Annotated in this window: 17 protein-coding genes and 1 pseudogene; 12 read left to right on the plus strand and 6 right to left on the minus strand. The window is 74.9% G+C overall.

Annotated elements, in window-relative coordinates:
* A pseudogene (locus EBM89_RS20985) lies at positions 1 to 301 on the plus strand (MarR family transcriptional regulator); the annotation flags it as partial.
* Positions 302 to 327: 26 nt separating this feature from the next.
* On the opposite strand, the gene EBM89_RS02445 reads toward EBM89_RS20985, so the two are convergent.
* Both EBM89_RS02445 and EBM89_RS02450 read right to left on the minus strand, forming a co-directional pair.
* Entirely contained in the window at positions 328 to 681 is a 354-nt protein-coding gene (locus EBM89_RS02445; protein WP_122147874.1) for a DUF3817 domain-containing protein, read from the minus strand.
* Positions 678 to 1,640, minus strand: coding sequence for a pseudouridine synthase (locus EBM89_RS02450; RefSeq protein ID WP_122147875.1), 963 nt, complete (start codon positions 1,638 to 1,640; stop codon positions 678 to 680). The genes EBM89_RS02445 and EBM89_RS02450 overlap by 4 nt, the downstream gene beginning before the upstream one ends.
* Before the next feature lie 243 nt (positions 1,641 to 1,883).
* On the opposite strand from EBM89_RS02450, the gene EBM89_RS02455 reads away from it, so the two are divergent.
* The 5 genes from EBM89_RS02455 to EBM89_RS02475 all read left to right on the plus strand — a co-directional run bounded on the left by EBM89_RS02455 (position 1,884) and on the right by EBM89_RS02475 (position 7,765).
* Positions 1,884 to 2,216: an STAS domain-containing protein gene (locus tag EBM89_RS02455; protein ID WP_122147876.1), complete on the plus strand. Its 333-nt coding sequence runs from the start codon at positions 1,884 to 1,886 to the stop codon at positions 2,214 to 2,216.
* A 189-nt stretch (positions 2,217 to 2,405) separates the two neighbouring features.
* Entirely contained in the window at positions 2,406 to 5,135 is a 2,730-nt protein-coding gene (locus EBM89_RS02460) for a cation-translocating P-type ATPase (protein ID WP_122147877.1), read from the plus strand.
* A gap of 95 nt (positions 5,136 to 5,230) precedes the next feature.
* Entirely contained in the window at positions 5,231 to 5,653 is a 423-nt protein-coding gene (locus EBM89_RS02465; RefSeq protein ID WP_122147878.1) for a pyridoxamine 5'-phosphate oxidase family protein, read from the plus strand.
* A gap of 136 nt (positions 5,654 to 5,789) precedes the next feature.
* Positions 5,790 to 7,103, plus strand: a complete 1,314-nt coding sequence (locus EBM89_RS02470; RefSeq protein ID WP_158609446.1) for a sensor histidine kinase — start codon at positions 5,790 to 5,792, stop codon at positions 7,101 to 7,103.
* Positions 7,100 to 7,765 (plus strand): response regulator, encoded by a 666-nt coding sequence (locus EBM89_RS02475; RefSeq protein ID WP_122147880.1) that lies wholly within the window; start codon positions 7,100 to 7,102, stop codon positions 7,763 to 7,765. The genes EBM89_RS02470 and EBM89_RS02475 overlap by 4 nt, the downstream gene beginning before the upstream one ends.
* A gap of 76 nt (positions 7,766 to 7,841) precedes the next feature.
* Here the strand turns inward: EBM89_RS02475 and EBM89_RS02480 are convergent, their stop codons facing one another.
* Entirely contained in the window at positions 7,842 to 8,657 is an 816-nt protein-coding gene (locus tag EBM89_RS02480) for an NAD(P)H-binding protein (RefSeq protein WP_122147881.1), read from the minus strand.
* Positions 8,658 to 8,830: 173 nt separating this feature from the next.
* Here EBM89_RS02480 and EBM89_RS02485 point away from each other — a divergent pair, with 173 nt between their 5' ends.
* Positions 8,831 to 9,187 carry a winged helix-turn-helix transcriptional regulator gene (locus EBM89_RS02485; RefSeq protein ID WP_233571490.1) on the plus strand — a complete coding sequence of 119 codons (357 nt, stop codon included), beginning with the start codon at positions 8,831 to 8,833 and terminating at the stop codon, positions 9,185 to 9,187.
* A 120-nt stretch (positions 9,188 to 9,307) separates the two neighbouring features.
* Here EBM89_RS02485 and EBM89_RS02490 read toward each other — a convergent pair whose 3' ends face one another.
* Complete coding sequence (locus EBM89_RS02490; RefSeq protein WP_122147883.1) at positions 9,308 to 11,515, minus strand: MMPL family transporter; 2,208 nt, start codon at positions 11,513 to 11,515, stop codon at positions 9,308 to 9,310.
* A gap of 183 nt (positions 11,516 to 11,698) precedes the next feature.
* Here EBM89_RS02490 and EBM89_RS02495 point away from each other — a divergent pair, with 183 nt between their 5' ends.
* The 5 genes from EBM89_RS02495 (at position 11,699) to EBM89_RS02515 (ending at position 16,421) form a co-directional block, all read left to right on the plus strand.
* Positions 11,699 to 12,352, plus strand: a complete 654-nt coding sequence (locus EBM89_RS02495; RefSeq protein WP_122147884.1) for a hypothetical protein — start codon at positions 11,699 to 11,701, stop codon at positions 12,350 to 12,352.
* The gene (locus tag EBM89_RS02500; protein WP_122147885.1) at positions 12,349 to 13,146 is read left to right on the plus strand and encodes a hypothetical protein; all 798 of its coding nucleotides are present in this window, start codon (positions 12,349 to 12,351) and stop codon (positions 13,144 to 13,146) included. Before EBM89_RS02495 ends, EBM89_RS02500 begins: the two co-directional genes overlap by 4 nt.
* Positions 13,147 to 13,259: 113 nt before the next feature.
* Positions 13,260 to 14,285 (plus strand): DUF418 domain-containing protein, encoded by a 1,026-nt coding sequence (locus EBM89_RS02505; RefSeq protein WP_158609448.1) that lies wholly within the window; start codon positions 13,260 to 13,262, stop codon positions 14,283 to 14,285.
* Between the two features lie 133 nt (positions 14,286 to 14,418).
* On the plus strand, positions 14,419 to 15,123 hold the full coding sequence (locus tag EBM89_RS02510; RefSeq protein WP_233571491.1) for an ABC transporter ATP-binding protein: 705 nt from the start codon (positions 14,419 to 14,421) through the stop codon (positions 15,121 to 15,123).
* Positions 15,120 to 16,421, plus strand: coding sequence for an ABC transporter permease (locus EBM89_RS02515; RefSeq protein WP_122147887.1), 1,302 nt, complete (start codon positions 15,120 to 15,122; stop codon positions 16,419 to 16,421). The genes EBM89_RS02510 and EBM89_RS02515 overlap by 4 nt, the downstream gene beginning before the upstream one ends.
* A 57-nt stretch (positions 16,422 to 16,478) precedes the next feature.
* On the opposite strand, the gene EBM89_RS02520 is transcribed toward EBM89_RS02515, so the two are convergent.
* Both EBM89_RS02520 and EBM89_RS02525 read right to left on the minus strand, forming a co-directional pair.
* Positions 16,479 to 17,141 (minus strand): response regulator, encoded by a 663-nt coding sequence (locus tag EBM89_RS02520; RefSeq protein WP_122147888.1) that lies wholly within the window; start codon positions 17,139 to 17,141, stop codon positions 16,479 to 16,481.
* Positions 17,138 to 18,313 carry a sensor histidine kinase gene (locus EBM89_RS02525; protein ID WP_122147889.1) on the minus strand — a complete coding sequence of 392 codons (1,176 nt, stop codon included), beginning with the start codon at positions 18,311 to 18,313 and terminating at the stop codon, positions 17,138 to 17,140. Before EBM89_RS02525 ends, EBM89_RS02520 begins: the two co-directional genes overlap by 4 nt.
* Positions 18,314 to 18,563 lie beyond the last annotated feature (250 nt).

Consider the following 18,563-nt stretch of genomic DNA (forward strand, 5'->3'; position numbering starts at 1 on the left):
GCTCGCCGCCGCGACCGCGGGCGACACCGCCGCCGTCCGCGCCGTCGACGCCGCCGCCCGGGCGCTCGGCCGGCTGCTCGCCTGGGTCACCGGGGCCACCGGCGCGGGCACGGTCGTCGTGTCCGGCGAGGGCAGCGGCCTGCTCGACGTCGCGGGCGACACCGTCCGCACCGCGTGCGCCGCCGACCGGCACCCCGACGCCGACCCCGTGCGGCTGCTGGTCGAGCCGCCGGACTTCGTGATGTGGGCGCGCGGCGCGGCGGCCGTCGCCATCCAGGACGTCCTCGTCGGGGCACCCTGACGCCGTGACGCCCCGCCGTCAGTCCGTCAGTCGGCGGGCGCCGGTGCGGCGGGCGCCCGGCCCACCAGGCGACCGCTGCGGCGCAGCCACCGCTCCGCGAGGAGCGTGCCCATCGGCGGCACCGACGCGGCCAGCGCGACGAGGGTCGGCCACCAGCCCCACCGCAGGCGCACCCCGGCGACGACCGTCAGGGCGACGTAGGCGAGGAACACCAGCCCGTGCGCCTGCCCGAAGATCTGCACGCCCAGCTCGGTGGTGCGCGTGACGTGCTTCAGGACCATGCCGACCAGCAGGCCCGCCCAGGTCGCGGCCTCCAGGAACGCGACGATCCGGTAGGACTGGACGTCGGGGTCGGTGCGGCTCGCGGCGGGGGTCGTCACCCCCCGACGGTATCCCGGGCCGGCGGGTCCTCCACCCGCAGGGGCAGCGTGCGGACGCTGCGGAACTCCCGCTCCACGCCGTCCACCGGGTCGGTGAACGCCAGGTCCGCGGCGAGCAGCTGCAGCGGCTCGGCGAAGTCGTCCACGTCCACGTCCCGCACCCGCGGGTACAGCGGGTCCCCGACGATCGGGATGCCGAGCCCGTGCAGGTGCAGCCGCAGCTGGTGGGTGCGCCCGGTGCGCGGCGACAGCCGGTAGACGCCGAGGCCGTCGACCTCGTCCTCGAGCTCTACGAGCGTCTCGGCGTTGACCGGTGCGTCGGGGACGACCTGCGCCTGCCAGTCGCCGCGGTCCTTGCGGATGTGGTTGCGCACCACCACCGGCAGGTCCAGGTCCGGGCGCAGCGGCGCGAGCGCCCGGTACGTCTTGGTGACGGCCCGGCGCTCGAAGGCGGTCTGGTACGCGCCGCGCCACCGCTGCTCGGTGGCGAGCATCAGCAGCCCGGACGTGACGCGGTCCAGCCGGTGCAGGGGCGACAGCTCCGGGAGGTCGAGCTCGGTGCGCAGCCGGACGACGACGCTCTGCAGCACGTGCCGCCCGCGCGGGATCGAGGACAGGAACGGCGGCTTGTCCACCACCACCAGCCGCTCGTCCCGGTGCACCACGTGGATCCGCCCCGGCACCTCCGGCTCCGGACGCAGGTCGCGGTGGAACCAGACGAACGCGTGCGGCCGGTACGGGTCCGCGGCGCCGACGACCCGGCCGTCCTCGGTGACGAACCGTCCGTCGGCCACCATCGCGTCCACGTCCACGACCTCGGGGAGCCGCGCGCGCAGCCACGCGGCGAGCGAGGGCCACGCGTCCGGCCAGGTCTCCGGGCGGGTCCGGTCCCGGTCCGGCGTGCGCACCCACGCGGCGCCGAGGCCGTGGCGGGGCGGCAGCGGGGAACGGGGCGGCACCGGGTGATCGTAGGCCGGACCCGCGGCGGACCCGGGACCGGACGGCGCGGTCAGGCCGCTGACCGGCGACGACGTCCGCGGGGTGACCCGCCGCGCCCCGACGGGGCCGGGATCACCCGCTCGGACCGCGAACGGGTGATGACTCCCGCGCCACCACGACCTACCCTCGTGCGACCAGGGTGAAAGCCGCTGGGCAGGGGGAACACGGGGGCCGCCGTCGGGCGGCGTCGCTGGGGGGCGATCATGAGGACCACGGGCACCATCCGGGCGCACGACGACGGGACCGTCACGACGGTCACCCTCGCCGGGGAGATCGACGCGGCCCTGTCCGAGGAGTCCGCGAGCGCCCTCGCCCGGGCCGCCGCCGCGGGGCTGCCGATGCGGCTCGACCTCGCCGACGTGCTGTTCCTCGACTCCACCGGCGTCGGGTTCCTGCTCGACTGCCACCGCGCGTGCACCGCCCGCGGCGTGCCGTGCACGCTCAGCAACGTCCCGGACCGGGTCAGCGGCACGCTGCGGATCCTCGGGCTCGAGCGGCTGCTCACGATCGTCCCCGCGCAGGCCACGCGGCCCTGACACCGGCCGCCGCGCGGGGGAACTCCGCGCGGACCCGGCCCGTTGGTCAGGGGGACACGGGCGTCGGCGGGGCCGCGTCGCGCGGCGTCGGTGCCGGTCACCCGGGTCGTCGGGGGTCGGGGCCGTCCCGCGGGTGGGTGCCCGCGGCCGAGGCCGAGCGCCGCCGGACGCCTCCGAGGAGCACGCCGCATGACGACCGCCGCCCCCGACCACCCCCGCACCACGACGCCTGAGGCGCCCTGGGCGCACCCGGCCGAGGAGGTGCTGCGGTCCGCCGACGCGACGCCCGAGGGGCTGCGCGAGGACGACGCGGCGCAGCGGCTCGACCGCGACGGCCGCAACGAGCTGCCCGAGCCGCCGCAGCCGTCCGCGCTGCGCCGCCTGCTCAGCCAGTACGCCGACGTGCTCATCTACATCCTCATCGGCGCCGCGGTGCTCAAGGCGCTCACCCAGGACTGGGTCGACTTCGCGGTCATCGTCGTCGTCATCGTCGCGACCGGCCTGATCGGCTTCATCCAGGAGGGCCGCGCCGCGTCCGCGCTCGCGGGGCTGCGCAAGATGCAGTCCCTCGACTCGCAGGTCCGTCGCGACGGCGAGTGGCGGGTCGTGGACTCGGCGACGCTCGTCGTCGGCGACGTGGTCCGCGTCCGCAGCGGCGACCGCGTGCCCGCCGACGTCCGGCTGCTCACCGCCGGGCAGCTGCAGGTGGACGAGTCCGCGCTGACCGGCGAGTCCGTGCCCGCGACCAAGGACGTCGAGCCCGTGGAGGCCGACGCCGGGGTCGGCGACCGCACGTCGATGCTGTTCTCCGGCACCATCGTCACCGCCGGGAACGCCGAGGGCGTCGTCGTCGCGACCGGCGGGGACACCGAGATCGGGCGCATCTCCGCGCTCGTCGCCGAACAGGACCAGCTCGACACCCCCCTCGCCCGCCAGCTCGGGCACCTCGGGCGGCAGCTGTCGATCCTCATCGGCGTGCTCGCCGTGGTCATGCTGCTGGTCGGCCGGTTCGTGCACGACTTCGACGTCGAGGAGCTCATCTCCGCCGCCATCGGCTTCGCCGTCGCCGCCGTCCCCGAGGGCCTGCCCGCGCTGGTCACCATCACCCTGGCGCTCGGCGTGCAGCAGATGGCCCGCCGCCGCGCGATCACCCGGAAGATGGCGGCCGTCGAGACGCTCGGGTCCACCACCACCATCTGCTCCGACAAGACCGGCACCCTCACGCAGAACGAGATGACCGCGCGCACCGTCGTCACGGCCGCCGCGGCGTACGACGTCGAGGGCACCGGGTACGCGCCCGAGGGCCGGGTCGTCACCGAGGACGGCACGACCGCCGACCTGGACGCGCACCCCGACCTCGCCGCGCTCGTGCTCGCCGCGGGCCTGTGCAACGACGCCCACGTGGAGCGCACCGACGACGGCTGGCGCGTGGTCGGCCAGCCCACCGAGGGCGCGCTCGACGTGCTCGCCGCCAAGGCCGGCGCCGCCACCGACGCCGCGACCCGCGTCGGCGCGGTGCCGTTCGAGTCCACCCACAAGTTCGCCGCCACCCTGGACGACGTCCCCGGCGCCGACGGCACGACCCGCGTCGTGCACGTCGTCGGCGCCCCCGACCGGCTGCTGGACCGGTCCGCCACCGAGCGCTCGGCGACCGGCGAGACCGCCCCGCTCGACCGCGAGGCGTGGGAGCAGCGGATCGACGCCCTGTCCGCGCAGGGCCTGCGCGTGCTGGCCGCCGCCACCCGCCCCGCCGACGGGGTCGACGAGATCGCGCTCGACGACCTGGACGGCGACCTGACGTTCCTCGGCGTCGTCGGCATCGTCGACCCGCCCCGCCCGGAGGCCACCGCCGCCATCGCCGAGGCCCACGCCGCGGGTATCCGGGTCAAGATGATCACCGGCGACCACCGCGGCACCGCCACCGCCATCGCCCGCGAGCTCGGCATCGCCCCGAAGGACGGCGAGGTGCCGGCGCTCACCGGTGCCGAGCTGCAGGCCATGGACGACGACGCCCTGCGCGAGGTCGTCCGCGACGTCGACGTCTACGCGCGCACCAGCCCCGAGCACAAGCTCCGCATCGTCCGGGCGCTGCAGTCCCACGACGAGGTCGTGGCGATGACCGGCGACGGCGTCAACGACGCCCCGTCGATCACGCGCGCGGACGTCGGCGTGGCCATGGGCATCAAGGGCACCGAGGCCACCAAGGAGGCCGCGGACATCGTCCTCGCGGACGACAACTTCGCCACCATCGAGCGGGCCGTCGAGGAGGGACGGCGGATCTACGACAACATCCGCAAGTCCGTCGTCTTCCTGCTGCCCACGAACGGCGCGCAGGCGCTCGTCATCCTCGTCGCGGTCCTGGCGGGCCTGGCGCTGCCGCTGTCCCCGGTGCAGATCCTCTGGATCAACCTCGCCACCGCGCTCACGCTGTCGCTGTCCCTCGCGGGCGAGCCCGCCGAGCCCGGCATCATGCGGCGCCAGCCCCGCTCGTCGTCCGAGCAGGTGCTGTCCCCGCGGGCCCTGTCCGTCGTCCTCATCGCGTCCGTCGTCATCGGCGCCGCGACCCTGCTCGTCTACCTCCTCGAGCGGGACCGCACCGGGGACTACGCCGTCGCCCAGACCTCCGCGGTGATGATGCTCGCGCTCGGCCAGCTCGCGTTCCTGCTGAACTGCCGGCTGCTCAACGGCTCCGCGCTCACCTGGCGGGTGCTCACCGGCAACCGCGGGCTGTGGATCTCCGCCGCCGCCCTCGTCGCCCTGCAGCTCGTGTTCACGTACGCGCCGTTCATGAACACCTGGTTCGACTCCGCACCGATCGGCCTGCACTCCTGGGCCCTCACCGCCGGGATCGCCGTCGGCGTCTTCCTGGTCATGGAGGCCGGGAAGGCCGTCGTGCGCACCGTCGCCGACCGGGCCTAGGGCAGAGCAGGCACCAGCCGGGACCCGCCGGGATGCGTCACGCGTCCCGGCGGGTTGACCTGGAGGACCAGGGACGCCGACCCGGAAGGCCCACCATGTCCACCACCACGCTCACCGCCGAGGACCGCGCGCTCCTCGCCCGCCCGCTGCACGGGTTCCTCACCGTCGCCGCCGGACCCGTGCCCCCGCAGCCGCGGCCGGTGTGGTTCGAGGCCGCCGACGACGGCACGATCCAGCTGTTCACCGGACCCGGCACCCTCAAGGTCCGGCGGCTCGCCCAGGACCCGCGGGCGTCGTTCGTCGTCGCCGCACCCGCCGGGGAGCCCGAGCACTGGGTCTCCGTCGCCGGTCGCGTGACCGTCGAGACCGACGGGGCGCACGCCCTCGCGGAGCGCCTCGCCCACCGGTACTGGGACCTCGACGACGCCGACCACGCCGCCGGTCTCGCGGGGATGCTCGCCGCGCCGCAGGTCCGGATCGTCATCCACCCGGACGAGATCCACCACTTCACCGACTGACGTCCCCGCAGCGCCCACCTCAGATACCGCAGCGGGCTGATGCGCGCGGGGTCCGGAGCGGAGGAGCATGGGGCGGCCGGGGCGTGCGGTGCCCCCGGGGAGGACCGCGAGGGCGGGTGAGCGGAGGAGCACGGACGTGGCGGGGTCGACGACGGTGCCCGGGGCGGGCACGGCCCGGGTCGCCCGAGCAGGCGCCGCCCTCCGGCGGACCACCGCGCTCGGTGCGGGCGGGCGTCCGACCGGGGCGCAGCTCGCGCTGACCGTCGCCTGGCTGGGCGGCATGTACTGGACCGCCGCCGTACGGACCGGCACGTGGGAGGCCCCCGACACCGCCCTGCTCACCGCCGTGGTGGGCGCGTGGGCACCGCTGCTGCTGCGCACCTGGCGCCCGGTGCTGGCGCTGGTCGGCACGCTGGCCGCCGAGACCACGATCCTCGTCTACCTGCCGGTGGCCACCGAGGTCGCCCAGGTCACCGGCGGCATGGGCGCCTACCAGCCCGCACCGCTGGCCACGATGCTCGCCGTCGCGACGCTCGCCGGCCGGGTGCCGGCCCGGGTCGGCTGGACCGCGGGCCTGGTCGCGGGCACCTGGCTGGGCTCGATCGGCTACCTCACCAACTCGCGGTCCTGGTACCTCGCGGACCTCGTCGTCTTCTACGTCGTGGTCACCGCGGCCGCCGCGGGCGTGTGGCGCTCCGGTCGGCGGGAGCGGGCGCGTCGGCTGGCCGCAGAGCGCGAGGAGCGGACCCAGCGCGCGGTGCTGGACGAGCGGCTGCGGATCGCCCGCGAGCTGCACGACGTGCTCGCGCACAACCTCACGCTGGTGAACGCGCAGGCGGGCGTCGCCCGGTACCTGATGCGCACCGACCCCGTCGCGGCGGAGCGGGCGCTCGGGGACATCGCGCAGCACACCGGTCGGGCCATCGACGAGCTGCGCTCCACCATCGGGCTCCTGCGCCGCCGCGACGAGGACGACGACCCCGCGAGCGACCCGAACGCCTCGCTGGCGCCCGTCCCGGGGTTCGGGGCGCTGGACGACCTGGTCGCCGGGCTCGCCTCGGTCGGCGTCCAGGTGGATCTCACCCGCACCGGCACCCCGGTCCCGCTCGCCCAGCACGCGGACCTCGCCGCGTACCGGATCGCGCAGGAGGCGCTGACCAACGCCTCCAAGCACGCGGCGGGCTCCGTTGTGCAGGTCGCCGTCGGGTGGACGTCCGCCGGGCTGCGGCTGCGCGTCACCAACCCGCTGCCCCCGGCCGGGCACCCCGCCGCACCGGGCACGGGCAACGGGCTGATCGGCATGCACGAGCGCGCAGCCGCCGCCGGGGGCACGCTGCGCGCCGGTCCGGGCCCGGGCGACCTGTTCGAGGTCGTCGCGGTCCTGCCCGCCGACCTCTCCCCCGCCACCCCCACCACTCCCGCACGGACGACAGGAGACCAGACCGCATGATCAGGGTCGTGCTGGCCGACGACCAGGCGCTGCTGCGCGGCACGTTCCGCCTGCTGCTGGACTCGGTCCCGGACATCGAGGTGGTCGGCGAGGCGTCCGACGGCGCCGAGGCCGTCGCGGTCGTGCGCAGCGCGCGGGCGGACCTCGTCCTCATGGACATCCGCATGCCCGGCGTCGACGGCGTCGAGGCCACCCGGCGCATCACCGACGACGACGCGCTCGCGGGCGTGAAGGTGCTGGTGCTGACGACGTTCGAGACCGACGACGTCGTCATCGCGGCGCTGCGGGCGGGCGCGAGCGGTTTCCTCGGCAAGGGCATCGCCCCGGAGGACCTGATCGCGGCCGTGCGGACCGTCGCGGGCGGGGACCAGCTGCTGTCCCCCGCCGCGACGCGGGCCCTGGTCGAGCGCGTCACCGCCACGCCCGAGCCCGCCGTCGCGGCGCCGCTGCCGGGACTGGCGGACCTCACGGAGCGGGAGCGGGAGATCGTCGGGCTGGTCGCGCGCGGGATGTCGAACGACGAGATCGGCGTGCACCTGTTCATCAGCCCGGCCACCGCGAAGACGCACGTCAGCCGCGCGCTCATGAAGACCGGGTCCCGCGACCGCGCCCAGCTGGTGGTCTTCGGCTACGAGTCCGGCCTGGTGCGCGGCGGGCGCTGAGCGGCCGGGCTCCCGCCCGTGCCCGACACGGCCCCGCCGCACGCGACGCACCAGTGCACCACGGGGTCGTGCCGCGTCAGCGCCCGCTCGGACGCATCGCGGCCACGGTGTTCGCCGCGACCACCAGCGACTCGACCGACGGTCGGTCGAGCAGGTCGGCGAGATCAGGGCTGGAGCTGCTGAGGAAGCCGTGCCGGGCGGCGGTCGCGATCGAGACGAGCATCGGCGGCTGGAACGGCAGCAGCGTGCGGTCCGCGAGGAGGCGGGCGCGGTACGCGCCGAGCCCGAACGACCGGTGTGTGACGTCGAGTCGTGCGGCGACGTCGCCGGCCGTGATCGGGGTGCCGACCAGGTCGTAGGTCCTCCCGGCGTGCACGGCCGGGCGGCTGGCGACGACGGCCGCGGCTGCGGCCAGGTCGGCCCGCGCCACCGCGGACACCGCGCCGTCACCGAGCGCTGATTCCAGCCCCTCCGGCGTCCAGGTCAGCAACGAGGCGAAGAGCTCGGCGTACAGCCCGTTGCGCAGGATCGTCCACCCGAGACCGCTGGCTCTGACCAGCTCCTCGGTCGCCCGGTGGGCGAGGGCGAAACCGAGATGATCGCCGGCGCTCGTGACGCTGGTGTAGATCACGCTCACGACACCGTCGCGGACCGCTGCGTCGAGGAGCGCCCGGTGACGGGCGATGACCTGGTCGTCCTCCGCGTACCCGGCCGAGACCAGGACCAGCGTCGAGACGCCCGTGAGGTCCAGGCCGCCAGGGTCGTCGAAGTCCAGGTGGCGCTGCCCGTCCGCAGGAGTCCGGCTGCCGCCGACGGCGGGCAGCCTGCGGTCGGACAGCTGCTGGAGCGTGAGGGAGGCGAGCTGTCCGCTCGCGCCGGTCACCATGATCATTGCGGTTCGATCTCCTTCCGTGGTTCCTTCGTCACCATGGCGATCGTGAACGGCCCGAGGGTGCCCCACAAGGAGGCAGGTGAACGTCAGTGACGCACACCGATGTCACCACCCGCCCCGCAGAGCTGGCACCGTGCGGGCAACCGGACCACCCCGACTGCGGGATCCGCGACGTGCTCGACCGCGTGGGCGACAAGTGGTCGGTCCTCGTCGTCGTCGAGCTCGCGAACGGCGCCCGACGCTTCCGGGAGCTCGAGCGCGCCATCGACGGGATCTCCCAGCGGATGCTGACGCTCACGGTGCGCAAGATGGAGCGTGACGGCCTGGTGCTGCGGACCGTCTACCCGACCGTGCCCGCCCAGGTCGACTACCGCCTCACCGAGACCGGCGCGAGCCTGACGCACCTGGTCAAGGCGCTGTCCGCCTGGTCCCTCGACCACAGGGACGCCATCGCCGAGGCACGTCGCGCCTACGACGCCGAGCACCCCGACAACGAGATCCGGCGGGGGTCGACGCCCGGGACGCCGTGACGCACGACGCCGACCAGACTCCGGGCATCCGGGCCGTGCTCGCGGTGTGAGTGGTCGCCGTGCCGTGGGCACCGCACCGACCACCCGGCCCGCCACAGACGTGGTGGGCCGGGTGTGCGCCTACACCCGGACCGGCTCCCATTCCGGCGCCGCCGGGGCGGCGGCGTCGAGGGCGTGCCCCTCGGTGTCGACGTGCGGCAGCACGCGGTCCAGCCAGCGCGGCAGCCACCACGCGGACTCGCCGAGCAGCGACAGCAGCGCGGGCATCAGCACCAGCCGCACGACGAACGCGTCCGCGAGGACGCCGACCATGAGGCCGAAGGCGATGGACGCCGCGACGTTGAACGTGCTGGACGCGAACCCGGCGAACACCACCGTCATGATCGACGCGGCGGCGACCAGCACGGGCGCCGAGCGGGCGAAGCCCTCCCGGATCGCCGCCTTCGCGTCGAGCCCCTGGTCGTGCATCTCCTTGATCCGGGACACCAGGAACACCTGGTAGTCCATCGCGAGCCCGAACAGCACCCCGACCAGCAGGATCGGCAGCAGGCTCATCATCGGGTCGCCCTGCGGCGCCTGGATCAGCGGGAACGTCCACCCCCACTGGAAGATCGCCGTGCTGGCGCCGAACGAGGCGAGCACCGACAGCAGGTAGCCGACCGTCGCGAGCACCGGGACCAGGATCGACCGGAACATCAGGACCAGCAGCGCCAGCGAGATCAGCACGATCACGACCACGTACTTGACCAGGGCCTCGTTGAGCGCGGCGGTCTGGTCGATGCCGATGGCGGTCTCCCCGGTCACCTCGAGGTGCACCCCGGCGATGGCGTCCTCCTGCTCGCGGATGGTGTGGACCAGGTCGGTGGTGGCGTCGTCGATCGGCCCACCCGTGGGGATGACCGTGATGCGGGCGTAGTCGCCGTCGGCGGTGACCTCGGCGGGCACGACCCGGGCGACGCCCGGCAGGCCGGCGAGGTCGGCCTCGACCGCGGCGGTGTGCGCGGCGACGTCCTCGCCCTCGGCGAGCACGATCAGCGGCGACTGCACGCCGCCGAACTCTTCCACGACCAGGTCGTACGCGGCACGCTCGGTGCTCTCGGGGTCGGTCCCGCCGGGGATGCTGAAGGCGGTCTTCATGCTCAGCGCGGGCAGGGCGACCACGACCAGGACGGCCACGCCGGCCAGGAGCGCGAGCACCGGGCGCTTGACGACGCCGTTCCCCCACCGCACCAGGAACCCCGTCCGGGGGTGCTCGGTCTCGGTCCGCACGCGCCCGGCGGCGAGCTCGGCCCGGTGCTTCGCCGACAGCGTCTTCAGGCCCATGGTGCGCATGAGGGCCGGGAGCAGCGTGAGCGCGACGAGCACCGCGACCAGCACCCCGAACGCCGCGGCGACACCCATCTCCGTGATGAACCCGATGCCGGCGACCAGCAGCGCGACCAGCGCCACGATGACGGTGAGCCCCGCGAAGACGACCGCCGTGCCCGCGGTCCCGGTGGCCGTGGCGACCGCGTCGACCACCGGCCTGCCGGCGCGCAGCTCGTTGCGGAACCGCGACAGGATGAACAGGCTGTAGTCGATCCCGACGGCCAGGCCGAGCATCGCCGCGAGGATGATCGAGTTCTCGCCGATCGGCATGATCGAGCCGTACGCCAGCACGCCGACCAGCCCCACGCCGACGCCGACGACCGCCGCGAGCAGGTTCGCGCCCGCCGCCCGCATCGACCCGAACGTCAGCAGCAGCACCACGAACGCCATGAGCACGCCGAGCATCTCGCCCACGCCCTGCTCGGGGGCGCCGAGCGGCACGAGGTTGCCGCCGAGCTCCACGCCGAGGTCCGCCGGGGCGGCATCCCGCAGCGCCAGGGCGGCGTCGTAGGCGGGCTCCTGCTGCTCCTCGTCGAGGGTCCCGTAGGTCAGGGTGCTGACGGCGACCGTCTGGTCCGGGGAGACGTACGGCTGCGCCGGGTCGAGCGGGTCGCTCACCGTCGGCGCCCCGGGCAGGTCCGCGGCCTCGGCCAGCACCCGGGCGATCTGCTCGGCGACCGCCGGTTCCGTGACCAGCCCGTCGCCCGGGTGGAACACGAGCTGCAACGAGGTGTGGCGGGTGTCCTGCGTGGCGGCACCGCCCTCGGACGGGAAGTGCTCGGCCATCACCTCCAGCGCCTGCGACGACCGCGACCCGGGGATGGTGTCGGGCGAGTTCTCCCCGGTGCCGTTGACGGCGAGCACACCGGTGACACCGGCGAAGACCGCCACCCAGGCCAGGATCACCACCAGCCGGTGGGTGGCGCTGAAGCGTCCCAGCTTCGCGAGGAACGTGGACATGGCGGACTCCTAGGAAGGCTCGACGGTGGGATGACCTCCATCGTCAGCAGCGGGGACGCGCGGCGAATCGGGCCGGGAGACGGTCCCGGGTACCGCATCTGGCGTACCCGGCAGGGGTGGGGGTGCGCCCGGTGCGGCACGGCGATCTCGACAGGTAGCTTCCGGAAGCGGAAACTACCTGTCATGAGTGGTCTGCTCGGCATCACCGAGACCGCGCACCGGCTCGGCGTCACGACGCGCCAGGTGCGCAACCTCGTGCTGGCGGGCGACCTGCACCAGGTCGCCCGCGGGGTGATCGACGCGACCTCCGTCGAGCGGTACGCCTCCGTCGCCCGCACCGGGAAACAGGCGTGGGCACCGCCCACGGCATGGGCGGCGATCGCCCTGCTGGAGCACGCTCCGACCCCGTGGCTCGGGACGTCGCAGACCGCCCGCCTGCGACGACGCCTGCGCACGCTCACCCCGCTGGCCCTGGTGGAGCGGACCCGACGGCGCGCCACGGCCACCGCCTTCGACGCCCACCGTGCCGCGCTGCCCCGACTCGCCCCCCACCTGATCAGCCCGCGCCGCGAGGCGATCGGCCTCGCCGCCGCGGTGGGGACGGCGGACGGGTACGTCGCTCCGGACGCCGTCGAACACCTCGTCCGGACCTACGCACTCAACCCCCGGCCGGACGGGGTGGTCACCCTGCGAGCGACGACGATGGACCTCGCCGTCGTGCGCGCGCTCGCGGTCGGCCCGGTGCTCGCCGCGCTCGACCTGGCGGCGTCGCCCGACCTCCGCGAGCGCCGTGCCGGGCTCGACACCTTGCAGGCCCACCTGAGATCGGACCCGTGATCGAACGCACCGAGGTCGACGTCCCCACACCGCCCGGCGGGTGGGGTGCGCCGTGGCCCGACGTCGCCGAGATCGAGGCGGCGTTCCCGCACGACAGGTGGACGCTCGTCGGTGGCCTCATGACGCAGGTGCACGCCGCCGCGCACGGGATCACGGCCGTCCGCCCGACCGACGACGTCGACATCGTGCTGCACGTCGAGACCACCCGCGGGCTCCCCGGGGCCGCCGCCAGCGTGCTGGAGCGTCTGGGCTACCGGTTGGTGGAGCCGATCGACCCGCGAGAGCGGACGGCGCACCGGTTCCGGCGGGACCGTCGGCAGGTCGACGTCGTGACGGCCTCTCCCGGTGCGACCGCGGACGGGGTGGTCGACCTGCTGATCGCCGACCACGCCGCACCATCGGTCGTGGGGAGGCTCCGCGGTCGCACGATGGTCGCGATCGACGGCGGGACGCAGGCGCTGCGTCGCACCGTCCTGGCCACGCTGCGCATCGCGCGCGGCGCCCCGACGGTCCTCAGCACCCCGTCCGTCCTCGGCGCCCTGGTGCTCAAGGCGGCGGCGTTCCGCGCGGACTCCCGCGACCCGGGCCGGCACCTGCAGGACGCCGCCGTGCTGCTCGCGTGCCTGGACGACCCCTTCGCGGCACGCGAGCAGTTCGCGGGATCGGACCGCTCGCGGGTGCTGACCCTCGCCCGCCACCTCCCTGAGGACGCCGCTCCCTGGCGGCTCCTCGGCACCGAGACGGCAGGTCAGGGGCAGGCCGCGCTGCGCATCCTCGCCGCCGGGCTCGCGTAGCCCCGGGGGGTGCGCCGACCTCGGCCGACGTCATGCCCCGGGCGGAGGGGCAACCGACGAGACCGGACCCGGGGCCGATCCGCCGGGAGGTTCCCCGGTGGTGGTCTGGGGGTATGCCGCACGCACCCACGACCCTCGCCGCACCGTCCCCGACCACATCCGCCCCGCGCGCGACGCGCTGGCGGTTCCTGGACTCGCTGCGCGGGTTCGCCCTGCTGGGCATCCTGCTGGTCAACGCCCTGGACATCACCCGCGTCGGCGACGACGCCCTGCTCGCGAGCCGGGACGGGGTGCACGACCCGGTGCGGGACGCGCTCTACCTGACGGTGCAGACGCGGTTCGTGCCGATCTTCGTGCTGCTGTTCGGCATGAGCCTGTGGTTCGTGCTGTCGGGGGCACGGGCGCGCGTCGGCTCGGGGCGCGCGTGGCTGGTGCTGGTGCGGCGCCTGGTGGCGATCGGGGTGGTGGGCGCCGCGCTCATGCTGGTGTACCCGGGCAACATCCTGATCGAGTACGGCGTCGTCGGGCTGCTGGTGCTGCCGCAGGTCGCGCTGCTGCCCCGGTGGGCGGTGCTCGCGCTCGGTGTGCTGGGGACCGGGGCGGCGTACGTCGTGTTCGGCGGTGGCCTCGCCGCGACGCCCGGGCTGATGCTGCTGGGCGCGGGCGGCGCCGCGTACGGGCTGCCCCGGGTGCTGGAGACCCGCACCCGCGTCGTGGCGGTGGCCTTCGCCGTCGCCGCCGTGCTCACGGCGCCCGCCGTGGCCTGGCAGCTGACGCAGCCGGGCGACCCCCGGTTCACGACCGCCGGCGCGACCGCCGGGCTGGCGATGGCCGCGGTCTGGACGACCGGGCTCGCGCTGCTGTGGCGCACGCCGCTGCGGCGCGGCATCGCCGCGTTCTTCGAACCGCTCGGCCGGATGGCGCTGAGCAACTACGCGGGGGCGGCCGTCGTGCTGTTCGCCGCGGGCCTGGTGGTGGACTTCCCGGCGCTGCCGACGGTGACGCCCGTCGTGCTGCTGTGCGTGCCGCTCGTCGTCGCGCAGTGCCTGCTCAGCGCGTGGTGGCTGCGGCGGTTCGCCTACGGGCCGGTGGAGTGGCTGCTGCGCTGCGCGACGTGGTGGGGACGCCCCCAGACCTGAGGACGACCCGCGGCAGTGGCCACGTACCGCGGACGCGGTACCGCAGGTGTCCGCCGCCGCGGGATCCGCCCAGGGCCGCCGTTCGCGAGGCTGGTGCCGTCCCCACCGACGGCCCCACCGGGAGTACCACCACGTGACCAGCACACCCCTGATCTCGGTCCGAGATCTGCGCAAGACCTACGGCTCCGGGAGCACCGCCTTCGACGCGCTCCGCGGCATCGACCTGGACATCGCCGAGGGCGAGTCCCTCGCGATCGTCGGCAAGAGCGGCTCCGGCAAGTCCACGCTCATGCACCTGCTGGCGCTGCTCGACCGGCCGACGTCCGGCACGATCACGCTGGAGGGCGAGGAGACGTCGCGGCTCGGCGAGAAGAGCCTCAACCGCACGCGGAACCAGAAGTTCGGCTTCGTCTTCCAGCAGTTCTTCCTCACGCCGTCGGCGAGCGTCCTCGACAACGTGACGCTCCCCCTGGCCATCGCCGGGGTCCCGGCGCGCGAGCGGGCCCGTCGCGGCATGGCGGCGCTCGACCAGCTCGGCATCGCCGACAAGGCCGGGAACAAGGCCAACGACCTGTCGGGCGGGCAGAAGCAGCGCGTCGTGATCAGCCGCGCGCTGATCAACCAGCCGCGCGTGATCTTCGCGGACGAGCCCACCGGCAACCTCGACTCCGCGACCGGGTCGACGGTCGAGGGCATCCTGTTCGACCTGAACCGGCGGCACGGCATCACGCTGGTCGTCGTCACGCACGACGAGGACCTCGCGGCGCGCTGCGACCGGTCCGTGTTCGTCCGCGACGGCCTGATCGTCCCCCGCCACGACGAGGAGGTGGCGGCATGAGGGCCACCGACGTCGTCCGCCGGGCGTTCTCCAACGCCTTCCGGTCCAAGCTCCGCACCGGCCTGACCGTCCTGGCCATCGTGATCGGCGCGTTCACGCTGTCGCTGACCAACGGCATCGGCGCGGGCATCAGCAGCTACATCGCCAGCACCCTCGCCGGGATCGGCGTGGACGACGTGATGACGGTGACCCGCACCGTCGAGCGCGAGCAGGGCAGCGGGCCCGTCGAGTACGACCCGAACCAGATCGCGAGCACCACCGGTCCCCCGGCGGGCACGCCCGGTGCGGGCTCGATGGTCGCGCTCACCCAGGACGACCTGGACGCGCTCGCCGCGACGGACGGCGTCCTGCGGGTGCAGGGCGCGACGGCCGTGACGCTGGACTACGTGCAGCACGACGACGGCACCCCGTACCAGCTCGCTCTCAGCCAGTTCGTGCCCGGGATGGAGGTCGAGCTCGCCGCGGGCGACCAGGTGGACCTCGACGCCGCCGAGCCCGAGATCGTGCTGCCCTCGACCTACCTGGACGCGCTCGGGTTCGCCGACGCGCAGGACGCCGTCGGGTCGACCGTGACGCTCGCGCTCACCGACGCGACCGGCGCGCAGGTCACCGCCGAGACGGTCGTGGTCGGTGTCGCCGAGCCCGGCCTCATCTCGGCCACCGGCGCCGTCCCCAACACGGCCCTCGTCGACGCGCTGCACGCCCTGCAGCGGGTCGGCGCGCCCGCCGGGCAGGACGAGGTCTACGCGTCGGCGTCCGTCTGGTTCGACGCCGACGCCGGCGAGGACGCGACCACCGCCCTGCAGGACCGGCTCACCGACGACGGGTACACCGCCGTCACCCTGGACGACCAGCTCGGCACCATCACCTCGGTGATCGACACCATCGTGCTCGTGCTCAACGGGTTCGCGATCATCGCCCTGGTCGCCGCGTCCATCGGCATCATCAACACGCTGTTCATGGCCGTGCAGGAGCGCACCCGCGAGGTCGGCCTCATGAAGGCCATGGGCCTGTCCAGCGCCCGGGTGTTCGCGCTGTTCAGCGTCGAGGCCGTCGTCATCGGCCTGCTCGGGTCCGTGCTCGGCGTGCTCGCCGCCGTCGGCGTCGGGCAGGTGGTCTCGTCGGCGCTCGCCGACACGATCCTGTCCGAGCTGCCCGGGCTGACGCTCATCGTGTTCGAGCCCGTGACCGTCGCGACCGTGGTGCTCGGCGTCATGGCCATCGCGTTCCTCGCGGGGACCCTGCCCGCGCTGCGGGCCGCCCGGCAGGACCCGATCTCCTCGCTGCGGTACGAGTGACCGGGGCGCGACGCCCGGCCGGGTGCGGGTCCCCGCGCACACCGGCCGGGCGTCGCGTCACGCGCCCCGCGGCCGGACCAGCCCGTTCTCGTACGCCGCGATGACGAGCTGGGCCCGGTCGTGGGCGTGCAGCTTCACCATCACCCGGTTCACGTGCGTCTTCGCGGTGTGCGGGGAGATGACCAGGTCCGCGGCGATCTCGTCGTTCGACCGCCCGGCCCCGACCAGCGTCAGCACCTCGCGCTCCCGCTCCGTGAGGTCGTGCAGCGCCGGCGGGGTCCGGTCCGCGTCCACCGGCCGCACGTACCGGTCGATGAGGCTGCGGGTCGCCGCCGCCGACAGCAGCGCGTCCCCCCGGTGCACCGACCGGATCGCCTGCGCGATCTCGTCCGGCTCCGCGCCCTTGCCGAGGAACCCGCTCGCCCCCGCGCGCAGCGCCCCGACGATGTAGGCGTCCTCCTCGAACGTCGTCAGCACCAGCACCCGCACCTCCGCGAGGTCCGGGTCCGCGCAGATCTCCCGCGTCGCCGCGATCCCGTCCGTCCCCGGCATCCGGATGTCCATCAGCACCACGTCCGGGCGCAGCGACCGCGCGAGCTCCACGGCCCGGCGGCCGTCCCCCGCCTCGCCGACCACCGTCAGCCCCTCGGCGTGGTCCACCAGGTCCCGGATCGCCGACCGGATCAGCGTCTGGTCGTCCACGACGAGCACGGTGGTCATGCGGGGGCTCCCTCTCCCCCGGAGGGGTGCTGCGGTCCGTACGGCAGGTCCACCGCCACGACCCACGTCCCGGCACCGTCCCGCCCGGACGCGAGCGTGCCACGGACCGACTCCACCCGCTCGGACATCCCCACCAGGCCCTGCCGCGTCCCGACCCCCTGCGCCGCGTCCGCCGCCGGGTCCACCGGGTTCGCGACCGTGATGCCCAGCGAGCGCGGCCGGTACTCCAGCCGCACGTGCGCGCGGCCCTGCGTCCCGTGCTTGTGCGCGTTGGTCAGCGCCTCCTGCACCACGCGCAGCGCGACCACGTCGACCCGACCCGGCAGGTCCACCGGGTCGCCGTCCACCCGCACCCGCACGTCCAGCCCGTGCACCGCGAACCCCCGCACCACCTCGTCCAGCTGCGCCAGCCCCAGCGGCCCCGTGTCCACCTGGTCCGGGTCGCGCAGCGTCGCCATCAGGTCGCCGATCTCCGCCAGCACCTCCCGGGACGCCTGCCGGATCGTCGCCAGCGACTCCTCCGCCGCGTCCGGCCGGGACCGCAGCGCCGTCGTCGCCGCCCCGGCGTGCAGGTTGATCACCGCGATCTGGTGCGCGACCACGTCGTGCAGGTCCCGCGCGATCCCCAGCCGGTCCTCCGCGACCCGCTGCCGCGCCAACGCCTCCCGGGTCCGCTCCGCCCGCTCGGCGCGCTCCGTCACCGCCGCGACGACCGCCCGCTGCGACCGGATCGCCTCGCCGACCGCCCCGCCGAGCATCACCACCAGCGCGTACTGCGGGCCCACCATCCCGGCGAGCACCCCCGCCGCCGCCACGACCACGGTCACCGCCGCCGTCGTCAGCCACCCCGCCCGGCGCGACAGCCCCAGCACCGTCGCGTACGTCGCGACACCCACCGCGCTCGCCGGGCCCAGGCTGAACAGGTCCAGCACCCCCGCGACCACCAGCAGGCCGACCGTCGCCGCCAGCACCGACCGCGGCCACCGGTGCCGGGGCAGCACCAGCACCGCCGCCACCAGGGTCACGACGACCTGACCCGTCGACCAGTCCACCGGCTGCCGCGGACCCGGGGGCACCGCCCCACCGCCCAGCACCAGCAGGACCGCACCGACGTGGCCCGCCCACCTGCTCCCGCGCACCCCCGCGACCCGCGGGGTCCGTCCCTCCGGCACCGGCTCACCTCCGGGGACCAGCATGGCGGGTGTCGGGGCGCGCGCGGGCGGGAGGCGCGCGGCCCGAGGCACAGGCGCACCGGTCCTACCGCCGAGCGCCCGGTGTCGGGACGTCACGCGCTGACCTGGGTAGGTGCTGGCGTCGACCGGCGGGAGCGGCACGATCCCCTGGGACCGCTCGATCCGATCAGCACCGGAACGGCGGGCCCCAGACACGCAGGAGGCCCTCCGTCGAGACGACGAGAGGGCC

It is taken from the genome of Cellulomonas triticagri (genome assembly GCF_003696205.1).
GTDB classification, from domain to species: domain Bacteria; phylum Actinomycetota; class Actinomycetes; order Actinomycetales; family Cellulomonadaceae; genus Cellulomonas; species Cellulomonas triticagri.